At 39.9% G+C, this 13155-nt stretch carries 7 protein-coding genes; all 7 read right to left on the bottom strand.

Annotated elements, in window-relative coordinates; genetic code table 11:
• Positions 1–49: 49 nt before the first annotated feature.
• The gene (locus M0R36_03495) at positions 50–5611 is read right to left on the bottom strand and encodes a DUF6531 domain-containing protein (GenBank protein ID MCK9554867.1); all 5562 of its coding nucleotides are present in this window, start codon (positions 5609–5611) and stop codon (positions 50–52) included.
• Positions 5608–6762: a tetratricopeptide repeat protein gene (locus tag M0R36_03500; protein MCK9554868.1), complete on the bottom strand. Its 1155-nt coding sequence runs from the start codon at positions 6760–6762 to the stop codon at positions 5608–5610. Before M0R36_03500 ends, M0R36_03495 begins: the two co-directional genes overlap by 4 nt.
• 2 nt (positions 6763–6764) lie before the next feature.
• Positions 6765–9233 (bottom strand): TolC family protein, encoded by a 2469-nt coding sequence (locus tag M0R36_03505; GenBank protein MCK9554869.1) that lies wholly within the window; start codon positions 9231–9233, stop codon positions 6765–6767.
• Complete coding sequence (locus M0R36_03510) at positions 9234–10250, bottom strand: efflux RND transporter periplasmic adaptor subunit (GenBank protein MCK9554870.1); 1017 nt, start codon at positions 10248–10250, stop codon at positions 9234–9236.
• A 3-nt stretch (positions 10251–10253) separates the two neighbouring features.
• Positions 10254–11789 (bottom strand): hypothetical protein, encoded by a 1536-nt coding sequence (locus M0R36_03515; protein ID MCK9554871.1) that lies wholly within the window; start codon positions 11787–11789, stop codon positions 10254–10256.
• Positions 11790–11955: 166 nt separating this feature from the next.
• Entirely contained in the window at positions 11956–12288 is a 333-nt protein-coding gene (locus M0R36_03520; protein ID MCK9554872.1) for a hypothetical protein, read from the bottom strand.
• Positions 12289–12376: 88 nt separating this feature from the next.
• A complete protein-coding gene (locus M0R36_03525; GenBank protein MCK9554873.1) occupies positions 12377–13120 on the bottom strand; it encodes a nucleotidyltransferase domain-containing protein in 744 nt (247 codons plus the stop codon).
• Positions 13121–13155: the final 35 nt, after the last annotated feature.

Genomic DNA, 13155 nt, shown 5'->3' on the forward strand with positions numbered 1-13155 from the left:
GTTAATTATAAAAATTAAAATTAAGGATAATAAATTAGGCATTATCATTTTAATCACACCTTTCTATTCCATTATTAACTGTACCATTGACAAACGTATCCCAGAAATCCAAAGTTGGCATTTGGGTATGGCTTCCAGCTGGCCCTTGATCAAAAGGAACTTCAATATTTGAAATGCCTTGTAAATCAAATGTTCTTCCCGCAGATTGAAACCAAAAATCAGAATCAACTAAACAACTAGGAGGATTATCTCCATCTTGTCCCCCTCTAATTTGCACCTGATCATTAACGCTATAAAAATTGTAAAATTCTCCAATATTATTCATGTTAGGCATATAATCTCTTACAGGTGTTCCCATAGTAATCATAATATCAATGTTAGCATTACCAGAAGCAATAACACCAACATTCCCCCCATGGCTATGTGCAACAACAATAACTCTCTCATTTGGATTATTTTCCCTGTAGCGATTTATTACGTTTGACAAACGCTCTCCGGCTTTTTGTCTATCGCTATCCGTATTATTGCTATCCCATGCAAACAGAGACACTTCTGCATCAGAAAATGTTCTCGATATGGTAGTTATATAATTCCTATCAACATCATAAATAGAGGTCGTTGTACCTGGGATAATAAATACTTTATCCATCCCCCAGGGATCAACCCAGTTGATTGGGTTGTTGTTGCAGTAGGCATAAATATTAGGCCCGGGGATTTGTCCCAGCGGGTCCGGCTGGATGAAACGTCCTATTTCAGGATTGTAGTCTCTGAGGCGATAATTATATAACCCTGTTACTTTATCAATAGGCCTTCCTGTGAATCCGTAAGGCTGGTTGATGCCTTTATCAAAGAACAAAAAGTTCTTCCCGTGAGCTGTTGAGGTTCTCTCTCCAAATGCGGTATATTCATAGCTCTGGATTAAGTTGGAGTTCGTGTCTGTAATACCCCTGACACTCCCTCTTATATCTTCATAATAGTATACCGAAGGTGAGGCCGTGCGGGAAAGGATTTCATCGAGGGATGAGCCTCTCAGGTAAGTTACTGCGTGGTTGCCGAGGAGCCCCGATTCTTTTTCCTGTATTACTTTAAAACCGTCATAGATGTATTTTGTGTTGTTGCGTGCGATTCTTCTGCTAAGGGGGTCGTAGGCATAGTTTACGTCTTTAGCGCCGACTTTGGCGGAAACCATCCTGTTATTATAATCGTATGAATATTTTTTATTGCCCTCTTTGATAATATTACCTCTCGCGTCATATTCAAAACTTACATCGCCCGCTTTAAGCAGTTGGTTTGCGTTGTTGTAGGTGTAGTATATTTCCTCCGAATCATTCAGCATCACTATTCTATTATTCGCCTTATCATATTGATACTCCGTAACAGTCCCGTTTGCCATCTCTTTAAGCAAGCGGTAGGTTTTATCGTATAAGTACTCGTGTTTCGCAAATTTGTTTATTTCCTTTACGATATTGCCGGCGTTATCGTATTCATATTTAAAGGAATCCATAACTTCTCCGGCTCCGGAACAAACATTAATTGAATCCATCCTACCATACTGATTATATTCATAATTAACTGCCATATTGTTAGGGTATTTCTTTTCAACGGTCTTTCCGCCCGGAGAATAGCTGTATTTAAACTTCTTTCCGGAGTTTTCAATAAAGATGAGCCTGTTCAGTTCGTCATAACCGTAATTAACAACATAGTTGTCATTCAACACAAATGCCCTTCTGTTTCCTTCCTTATCATATGTGTAGGCTATTACTTTGTTGGTAAGAGTGTCTCTTTCTTCAATCACCCTGTTTAAATTATCGTATTTATAAGCTACTTCGGTAAAATTGTTTTTCATAGAAATTATGTTGCCTACCGCGTCATAGTCATACTCAACAGTATCATCGGGATAAACAATCTTCGAAATCCTGCTGAAACTGTCGTATTGATAATTAACCGAGGAACCGTCAGGAAATGTTTTTCTCGCCAGCCGGCCCGCTTTATCATATATAAAATCCCTCTTCAGCCCTTCTCCATCTTCTATGCGGATGATTTTCCCCGTTTTATCGTAAATATAGCTGGTGGTATTCCCTTCCCCATCTGTAATGGATGAAATGCGCCCCATAACATCATACTCGTATCGCGTGCTTATATTTTCGGCATCAACAGTTTCTATGACTTTGCTGGTTTTACCATATTTATATTTTACGGGATTGCCGTTACCGTCAATAACTTCAAGGATATTGCCCGCTATATCGTATTTTATTTCTTTATCCGCTCTTTCCGCCGTCGACACCTTCACTATGCGGCCCGCGCCGTCATACTCAAACGCTCTTTTTATTTTATCTCTTGAGATTTCTTCAATAAGATTTCCCCTGTTGTCATATGCAGCCCTGATACCGTGCTTAAACGGGTCAATTACCGAAGTAAGATTGTTCTTAACATCATAAGTGTAAGCCCATGTGTTTCCGTTGCGGTCTGTTTTTGACAAAAGATTGCCGACTTCATCATAGGAAAAAACTACAGGGTTGCCTTCCGGATCGGTTATCTTCTCCACACGGTTAAAAAAGCCCTCTACCCAATCTAAGGCGGTAATTCTTCCCAGCGCGTCTTTAATCTCGATTAAATTCCCGAACGGGTCGTATTTATATCCCATTTCATAAGATTTGGTTCCGGATATCTTTTTTACAATCGTCGGTTTGTTTAAGGGATTATAAGTGTATTCGGTAACTAAACCCGACGGGCTTATTTCTTTATTGATGTTGCCGAGCAAATCATAAGAAAATCTTGATATAACGCCGTTGTTGTCTATTTTCAGCGCATTTCCTTTTTCGTCTCTTTCGTAAACAATTTTTCCGCCGTCAGGATAATCGACTTTGACAAGAAAACCGTTTTTGTCATATTTAAATGACGTGACCGCGTCTTCAGGATTTATTATCTTTTCAGGTTTTGCGCCCTTATAAACTATTTTCGTTGTATTGCCCAGGGAATCGATATATTCAGTAAGGCAGCTGTATTCATCAAACTCGAATTTTTCAACAGCGCCGTTGGGATAAGTTTTCCGGATTACATTTCCTTTGTCATCGTAAGCAAATAAAGTTTTGTTCCCAGCCGCGTCTATATATTCCGCTACAAGCTGGTCCTTGTTGTATTTTTTCTCTTCGGCACCGTTTTCAAAAACAATTCTTGTCAGGTTTTTGTTATCGTCATAAAAATACGTTTTGGCAAGTTTGCCAAGTTCGTAATATAAAACTTTCTTGTCTTTATCACCATATTTGAACTCATAAGTGAGTTTTTTGCCGAGAAACTGTTTTAATGTCCTGCACCGGTTGTCATAAGTCGAAACAAGCACCGTCCCATCGGAAAAAACTTTTTCCGAGAGGTTTCCGCGAGAGTCATATGAATAACTCACTTTTGAGTTATCCGGTTTGATGACTTGGGAAACCGAGCCGGCGGAAATATTGTAACTGTAAGACACCACTCTGCCCGTATTATCAGTTATTTTTGTAACACGTCCTGTCTCGCTATAGTCGAATGAGATACAATTCCCCTGCCTGTCTTTTACCTTTTTAAGAAACATGCCGGTAGAATCATATTCAAATTCCTGTTTTAGCCCTTCCAAATCGTAAAGACCGGTCATATAAGTTACTTTCTTGTTTGCATCTTTATAAAAAACACACCTTTCGCCGGCGGGGAAAGAAAGTATAAAACTGCCGTCTTTTCTTATAAGTCTGGAAAAATTGTTGGGTTTTTTGGCTGAATAAACACCGTCATTATTTTCGAAGACAAGTTTTTTCAAATCGGGAGAATATATAACAATCTCATTGCCTTCTTCTTTCAACTGCCAGAAGAAACTATGCCCCCATCCTGTTCCAAAACCACTGTCAACCTGTCTTAAGCTGTTGTAATAGCGGTTAAATGTATGGCAATCGTATTTGCCAATCAGGTCTTTTTCTGTGGAATAAAAATTTCCGTCAGGTATCAATACCGGTTCGCCCTGTTCATCTTTTGCGCTATTTTCTTCACTCCCTTCGTCGGAAGCATCTCCCTCTTCATCATCTTCATCATCTTCTTCCCCTTCTTCATCTTGCTCTTCATCTTCTTCCCCGCCACTAACACCTGACGGACCCACCCTGTATTTATCATGCTTCCAAGTTAAAGGGCCTGTGCTTCCATTCACTGTTGACCCATCGGAACCAAAGATTGTCAAATCACCTGTTGTCCCATTTCCACTATCGGTAACAGGTTCAAAAAGACCCGCCGGCAATCCATCATTTGCATAATCTCCTACTGTCTGTAAGCCCTGGTAATCGCTTAGAGGCCTTGTCTGGGAAGGCGCTCCGCCCGATGTAACGCTTCCATTTCCCGAATTCTCTAATGTGCTTAAATTTAATATCTTATCGTCCAAATTCTTAACATCAACTCCCTGATTATTTTTTATGATTTTATATTTAATGTAATCTCCATAAAATATGCCGTTCGCCTTTAAAATAGCATTCAGTTCCGGGTTCTCCTCAACCCACTTGGGGTCGTATGTCACCATCAGACCGATTCCGACCCCGGATTCATTGAATTTATGAATGTCGGCCATTACCTGCGATAGTTCAGATGACAAAGATGCTGAGGAAGAATTTACTACTGCTGTATTGTTTAATTTCAACATATCTTCATCAAGATTACTGACATCAATTCCTTCCCTGCTTTTGATAATCTTATATTTGATGTAATTTTCATAAGAAATACCGTTCGCTTTTAAAACAGCGCTCAGCTCAGGATTTTTCTCGGCCCAGTTAAGATCATATGTCACCATCAGGCCGCTTCCTGCCCCGGATTCATTGAATTTATGAATGTCGTCTATTATCGAGGATGAAACTGTTTGGCTATTTGAAGCTTCAAAATCTATAACTTTCCAGCTGCCTGAAACTATAGAAGAATTCGATGAGGAGGAATTTCCCCCAACCGAATTGTTTAATTTCAGTATATCTTCATCAAGGTTGCTCACATCAACACCTTGGTTGCTTTTTATGATCTTATATTTAATATAATCCCCATAAAATACCCCGTTTGCCTCTAAAACGGCATTCAGTTCAGGATTCTTCTCAACCCACTTGGGGTCGTATGTCACCATCAGCCCAATCCCGGCCCCGGACTCCTTGAATTTATGAATGTCATTCACTATCTGCATCATCTCAGGTGAGGTGGAGGCCGAAGAGGATTGCGCGTTATTCAACCTTTCTACCAGAGCATATATATCCTCCGCACTAGAACTACTGACTGAGGATTTACTTGAAGTTATAGGAGTACTTGTCTCCTCCGAATTGTTTAGCTTCAATATATCTTCATCAAGATTACTGACATCAATTCCTTCCCTGCTTTTGATAATCTTATATTTGATGTAATTTTCATAAGAAATACCGTTCGCTTTTAAAACAGCGCTCAGCTCAGGATTTTTCTCGGCCCAGTTAAGATCATATGTCACCATCAGGCCGCTTCCTGCCCCGGATTCATTGAATTTATGAATGTCGGCCATTACCTGCGATAGTTCAGAACCAGATGACGGCGTATTGATTACAGCAAATATGCTTAAGCCCAATAACAGAAGCAGAAGTTTTATTTTTTTCATAGAAGCTCCTTTTGTTTTTCAATTTTAAGAATGTATTCACTTCCCGGATATCTTTTTTTAAGCTCGTTATAATATTCGCCACTCTCGTCAATAAGGCCCGCCTCCTCATTGATTTTCCAGAGATAATAAAGAATGTCGTCGGAATACTCGGAATCGGGAACACTTTTCAACAGGTCTCTTAATATCGAATATGCTTTAGCCCTGTCATTCAAATAGTAACAACATAGCCCGGTCCTGAAACACGAATAACTATCTTTTTCAAAATTATCTATAGATAAATACATCTGCAGCGCTTTTTCATACTCATTTAAGTCGAAATAGATATCGGCAATTGTTTTTTTAACCGAAGGGTCTTTTGTTTTAAAATACAGAACTTCGTAATACTTCACAGCTTCAGAATAACTGCCCTGCTTATAAAGCACAGCCGCTTTATGTCTGACACCGTCGGCTATTGATTGCGGAGCGTCTTCTTTATCAAGGGCCACTTTAATGCCAAGCAATTCATATTTATTCGCTAAAGCATGATATTCCTGTTCGCGGAAAAGGTTTTCTACTCTCGCAATCTCCTCTTTAAACACTTTATAACTGCTCTTTTCCAGAACCTTGCCCAGATAATAATCAAAAAACATATTCGCTGCCTTCGCATTGCCGGCTTCCAACGCAAATTCACCCGACTTAAAAAATAACCCACCGGCGCAATTCTGGGCATCAACCGTATCTATAATGCTCAGGCATTCGCTTATGAACCCCGACTTATAAAGATATAACATCTGACTATAGAATAAATCCGCCGGCGCGGTTGAATCCAAAAAACCCTTTGCGGCGGAAATGTAATCCGGCTTTACCTTGCTGTAAGAAAGCAATTCCGGCTTTCTCAGAGAAATGATAAGAAGAATAAACATATAATCCGATTTTTCCTGAGCGGAGAGCGTATTGGATTCAATTTTAGACATATTCTCAAGAGTGCTCCGGTATTCAAACGACGAGTTCTTAAAATAATCTCTTGCCGTCGGCAAAGAATTGTCAGATACTTTAGACTCTATGGAATCAAAAGCCTTCTTCGCGGCGGACAGAGTTTCATTTTCTCCTTCCGCAAAAACGAGTAAAGGAATTAAAAATATTAATAAAAATACTACGCCGGTTTTTCTCATTTCTACTTGAGCCCCGCTCTTTCAAAACCTTTTTGAACTACAGATGATTTCATCATCAAATTCCATATAAGTTCGCTTCTGAAATTTTCAATTGCAAGAAGCATCAATCCCCTGTCTATGCCGTATGCGGTATTCGAAACCCAGTTTTCATCGATATTAAAAGCGTTTTTCAATCCGTACCTGCCCCACAAGTCGCTTTGAGAATAATAATATTTAGCGCAATTCAGAGATTCATAAGGGGTAAATATTATCGAGCCGACAGAACCTGTTATTGCGACTGTCCCGTCAAACTGGGGTTTTAACTCGCCGCAGGGCGGAGCGCCCATTGCCATAGTGTATCCATCTTTTGTCTCACAGGATGAGATTCCCCATGAGGTTCTGCCGAAACTCCGGTATTTAGGGGAATTTTCCCTGCAATACGCTATTTGAGAGATAACAGCCTTTTTGGAGTTTTCATACCAATTAATATTTTCCGCGTCTGTCTTATCCCTTAAATCAAACCAGATGTTCGCGTATTGATAGGTAAAAAGAGCCCCTGTCCAACTGACTACAAATTCTTCGCCGTTTAATCCGGACATCTTCTTTCTTTCAAAACTGTAAAATACATCTTCGGGAATATTTTCTGTAGAGCCCAACGCTAAAATCGCCATTAAAAAGATCTCATCCGTATAAAAGTTCCATTTGTATTTGATGTTCCCATCTTCCGGAGTCCACCCCATACAGAAGCGTTTTGCCCCCTTATCGAACATTTCTTCCCATCGGACTGAACCGACAATCTGATAACCTAATTCTTTTACTTCTCCGCTAAAATATTCGGATGCCGCGATCACCCCGCAGAGAAGTATCGCGGTATCAACCGTAGATACCTCGCAGTTTCCAGAACGTTCCCCCGTGTCAATCTGCAGAAAATGGAAGAAAAACCCGTCTTTCCTGTTGTTAAGACCGGCTAATGTTTTTAAACATTTAATTGTTTTACGCTCCGCCTCGTCTTTCTCTATCCAGCCATTTTCAACCCCTACGCACAACGCAGCCAGCCCGAAACCTGTCGCTGCTATGCTGCAGTCCCCGCCGCCCGACGTATCGCGGAATAAACCTGTCCTTCCGCTCTGCTCTTCCATAAAATAGAGAAACGCCCTGTACTCAACATAAGATATAAAATCCATATCATTTTCAAAGACCCGCGGTTTTTCTTCTATTTCCTCAAAGTTGATAATACCTACGACTCTCTCGAGAAAACCTTTTTTCTCGCCGCTGAAGGCATAAGCCCTTTTAAGTTCATAACCCGCTTTCGTATGGAAAACTTCAGCATCGAGAATTTCCTGGTTTGTTGCCTGGCCGTTTTTAAACCTTATAAGCTGTTTTTTCAGCTCTTCTTTGGAGCTTTCAAGCACTCTCGCAGCAGCATTAATCCTTTTTAAAGAAATATCGTAATCTATATATGCATTCCTGACATCAAGCGTTAGCCTGTTATTCAACAGCCTTCTTTTTCTCAGTTCCTGCTGGTAGTTAACATCCGAGGCTTTCATTTCGCTGTAATTCTTGCCCCAATCCCAAATATCCATATTCGCGGTGAAACCGGCCGACTTTTCTGTATCATCGCCATAATCCGTCCTGAGAAGCCTGCCTATCCTGGCGTAGGCATCAATCTGCGGAAAGAGATCTGCGCGGGAAATTTTTGTGTTAAGCCGGGCGTTTTGCTCAGCGTAATCCTGCAATATAACTTCCGGGCTTCTCTCGAACGCTACCTGCATCAACTCATCAAGCGTAAACTTTAAATCCATATTGCTCTCGGAATAAACTATCTCATAATCATAATCAAGAGGAACATCCAGCAAATAATTCAGCCTGTTTTTTGCAAGGTAGAGTTCATTCAATATTTCTATATGTTCCAGCTGGGCTTCATCCAGACGCGACTTGGTCCTTAAAACATCAACTTTAGGCACAATCCTCTGAACATACATCTTGTTGACATTACCATAGTGGGAAGCCAACAAATCTTTTGTCTCATCGGCAACCTTAAGAAGTTCTGAGAATTTATAAACGTCAAAAAAAGCCTTTTTCACTTCATACGCAACATCAAGTTTCTTTTTTTCTAATTGAATAACTGCCGCATCTTTCAGGTTTTTATAGAATTGTCTCGTGTAAAATAGTTTGCCGGCTTTCCATACAGGCTGGACAACCCCTCCGCTTATCAGCCACCCTTTATTTGTCGAATCGGAAACATAATCATCGCTTGAATAACGTATGAATCCGTCGACCTTTGGCAGCATTTCCGCGGTGCTCGCGTTAAGCTGATACTGCGCTTTCATTTCTTCGAGCTCCGCTATATCGACATCAGGGCTGTTCTTCAAAGCAATGTCCACTGCTTGACGCAGAAATAGATTTTCCGCTGAGACGTTCCCGCAAAAAAGCATAGCGGCGATCGCAACTAATACTGGATCCATTACACTGTCAAAAAAGTTTTTCATCATCTACATTGAAAATAAATATGTAATCTTTTCCCTGATAAGCCCGAAGAAGCACGTCTTGCCCGCATGAATATTCACAAAAGCGCTCATTCCGGTCTTAAGTTCATACGGAACCTGCTCTTTAAAATCTATATAAACATTTATGACATTTTCGGTAATTATTAGTTTTTTCTCTTTTTCCCAGAAAATCGGTCGGATTTCGGTAAGCTCTCCCTGAAAGACCTTATTGGGAAAAGCATAAAACTTCACGGATACCGGCTGTCCCACGCCGGCATACCTGATTCTTTTCTCATGAACGGGAAATTCAAGGATAAATTTTGTCGTATCGGCTACCTGGCAGATTCTTTCGCCTTTTTCCGCAACGGTAAACAGTTTGTCGGAAAGTTTTCCGATTACAATTCCGGCTATCGGACTTTTAACTTTAGTCATTTCAATACATTTCTGCAGATATCCCCTTCTTTTTAAGACAATTTCGAGTTCCTGCTTTTTAATTTCCAGTTCGTGGCGCGCATTGTTGTATTTCAAGCGGGTAAGTTCCAATTCGGCGGGCGCGATAACTTCTTCGTTATACAGGTTTACATTCCGGTCCAGAACCTTCCTGTGCCAGGATATTTCCCCTTCCAGTTTTTGAATCTCCTCTTTCAGGATAACTTCTTCCTCATATGAAGTGTCCATTTCGGAAAGCAATTCAAGATTCCTTATTTCGAAAAGGAGATCGCCTTTTTCAACCTTATCGCCTTCTTTAACATTGACAGAAAATATTATGCCTTCCTGAAAAGCATCAATGTAAGAATACTTTTCCGGAATAACTCTCGCTATGCCGGAAATATTCTTGTTAATCGGCGTCAGGCCAAGAACACATAAAAACACCAGAAATACGGAAAGCTTTATATAATAAATCTTTCTTATCCTTTTTCTTTCTTTTTCAGAAACCCTGAAAAGATCCGGTTTTTGAGAACCGATTTCTTCCCTGAGTTCAGGAATAACTTCTTTTTCCCCGTTCATTTTTTTCTCATCCATATTTTATTCGCCTCTTGTTGAAGTTAAATAAACCAAAGGAATGGCGCCGACAAAACTGATAATGAAAGGCAGGCTTACCATCAGCCAATGAACCGAATATTTCAACCCCAAAAAGATGCAGAACAAACCGAATAAAGTGCCCGGGAATAATGTTTTTACGGTTTGCATCAATGTAAGGCTTTCAAAAGGATTCTTTGACATCGGGCGCCATCCCGTTTTTTTAAAGGGGATGGATATCAAATCAAGTGTCACATAAAAAACGTTGTTAAGCGCCACAAGTGTGGAAAAAATTATTTCCGCTATAAGATTGAAAACGTCTTTAACGCTGCGGCATGTCACAATTTTGTGGAAAGCCATAATCAGCAATGTTCCGATAAGCATCGCGGATAATTCCAAATCTATCATCGCATAGCCCACAAAAGCATAACGTTGAAAAGTGAGCAACTGCCCCCCGAAACTGGACGAACAAAAAAACCCTCCCACCAACCAAAATAGAAGCATCATATGGGCAAAATAAGAATATACGCAGTAGGCGACATTAAATCTTGTCCCGAGCGATATTCCATTTAAAAAGACCAAAGGCCATGCCTGAAGAGTCCCACGAGCCCACCTTCTGTCTCTTCTCCTTATTTCAAGGTAATTATTCGGAACTTCTTCATAACTTATAATATCTTCACAGTAACATGTCCTGTAACCCATCTTGTCAAGATAAGCGGTTTCCCAAAAATCATGGCATATAATGCCGTCTTTGAGTTTCACTTTTGAAAAAGGCTCTATCCTGATGAGATTCCCGTGCCCGACAGACATACTGCGCTCAAAAATACGCCACATTAAAGTTACATTGAATTTCTGGGAAGATTCGGTCGCAAGCGCTATGAATTTACTAAACAGTGTTTTCGCATGTATTACCCGGATCCCTCCCTGAAAGATCGCCACATCCTTGTTCACAGGGTGTTCGGCTTTGTTTATAAACTTTTGAACTGAGCCGCAGGGCAAAACACTGTCTGCGTCGCAAACTATCATATATTCATATTGATGGCCGAAATGCTTAATCCAATCGCTTATATTACCCTGTTTTTTTTCAACCGGATTTTTCCTGTTCCTGTATCTGATTATTTCGGAGCCGAAATCTTTTCTTAATTTAATGACTGTTTCATTTTCATAATTCAAGCTGTCCCCATGGGAATCGCTTAAAATCCAAAAATGCGCATTTTCTATTTTATTCTGCTCAATAGTATATTTAATCCTTTCATATATCCCGAAAGTTTCATCTTTCAGAGGATAAACAATTGCTGTAAAAGGATTCTTTGCGGGTTTCAATTCAGGCAACAGACGCTTCCGGGAAAAGACAAAAAATACCGCTTGCGTAAGCGCAAGGCACACATTAACAATCAATACACAAAACCCTATAAGCCAAATAACAGGGAATAAAATATTGCCCCCTTCAAAAACTATCATCCCCGCCAATACATAAGTTGCAAAAAACGTCAAAACTAAAACACAAAACAAAAAAAGATATCCCTTCATATCACTTTCCATGATAATGGGTTAAGATAAATCTGGCGGCCTAAAAATATACGAGGCTTGCCTGTTAACAAAATAAATTATAGGTAAATATGCCCTATAAAACAGTTCTTGTCAATAGAGGGAAAAATACGGCAAACAACGGGATTGTCAATTAATTAAGCAGTTTTGGGAAAATCCGCTACTTGCTTTTCTTATATAGTGCCAGGATTTTGTCATCCAGGGTTTTCATATCTGAGCCTTCCTGGCTTTTGACTATCTTGTACTTTATATAGTTGGTGTAATGAATTTTGTTCGATTCCAGTATGTTGTTGAGCTCCTCGTGCTTGAAAACCCAGCGCGGGTCATAGGTGACCATCAGGTGGTTGCCTTTGCCCTCTTCGGTATACTTGTGGATATCGGCCATAATATCCTGAAGCTGTTTTTTATTATGAAACTTTATTCCCTGGACAATGACAACCGCTACGACGCATATTATTACAATAAGAAGTATAATTAATGTCGGCTTTTTCATATTCGCCCTCCCCTGTTTTAAAGTCATTCTATAACAAAAGAAGCATTAATTCTACGGTTTTATGGTGAAATGGATTGTACTTTTGGTTTTAATGGGATAAAACCTTTCGCAAGATTCCGCTAAACCTATCAAAAACATCCTGCCGCACATCGTCAACATAAGAATCAGGGCCGTTTTCCCGCTCTACAAACAGAGGCCCCTTCGCATCTATGCTACTGAAATATTTTTTAAGGTTTGCCTTAACCTGGCTCCCCTCTTTCCTTTCTTTGATAAGACGAACTATGTTATCAGCGAGCAACTCCCTTTCAGGACAAAACCTAAGCATATAGTAAACATAATAAAGATCTTTTTTTAACTTTTCATCATTTTGCCGATCGACAAAAGTAAGCAATTTATGAAAAGCAAATTTTGCTTCTGCCGGTATCTGAACATTTTGCCCATACATTGATACTGTTATCGTGGAATCAATCAGTAAATTAAAATTTCGAATCTCATTTACTTTGATTTCACGCCCAACGATTTTATTCACAATTCTTTTGGGACTCTCAGGATCAGAAATAAATTCAACTTCGGCTTTCATTTCCCCTGCTTCATCTTTCACAACAGGCACAAACGGGATTATTCTATCCATTGATACATGACGTTCCCCATATCCTAATTTCCTAATATGCTCAGCAATTGATTCCTTTCCGGAATAAGCAGTAACAGATATACCAAAATCAACATCGGTAGTGGTAATGACAGGGATGAAATCGCATAGAGCAGATACTGAATCCGGAGAATCGCCGTCCAACCGATATGGCCATATATATTTTGCATAAATATACGGCACCCAACCTCCGACAAGAACCAGATACGGCAGAAAAT

It is taken from the genome of bacterium (assembly GCA_023228325.1).
GTDB lineage: Bacteria > Auribacterota > UBA6266 > UBA6266 > UBA6266 > UBA6266.

What these genes read in the sequence shown, in the direction of transcription:
- M0R36_03510 (MCK9554870.1), bottom strand. Translation starts at nt 10,250, where the DNA reads ATGGATGAGAAAAAAATGAACGGGGAAAAAGAAGTTATTCCTGAACTC.
- M0R36_03515 (MCK9554871.1), bottom strand. Translation starts at nt 11,789, where the DNA reads ATGGAAAGTGATATGAAGGGATATCTTTTTTTGTTTTGTGTTTTAGTT.
- M0R36_03500 (MCK9554868.1), bottom strand. Translation starts at nt 6,762, where the DNA reads ATGAGAAAAACCGGCGTAGTATTTTTATTAATATTTTTAATTCCTTTA.
- M0R36_03505 (MCK9554869.1), bottom strand. Translation starts at nt 9,233, where the DNA reads ATGATGAAAAACTTTTTTGACAGTGTAATGGATCCAGTATTAGTTGCG.
- M0R36_03520 (MCK9554872.1), bottom strand. Translation starts at nt 12,288, where the DNA reads ATGAAAAAGCCGACATTAATTATACTTCTTATTGTAATAATATGCGTC.
- M0R36_03495 (MCK9554867.1), bottom strand. Translation starts at nt 5,611, where the DNA reads ATGAAAAAAATAAAACTTCTGCTTCTGTTATTGGGCTTAAGCATATTT.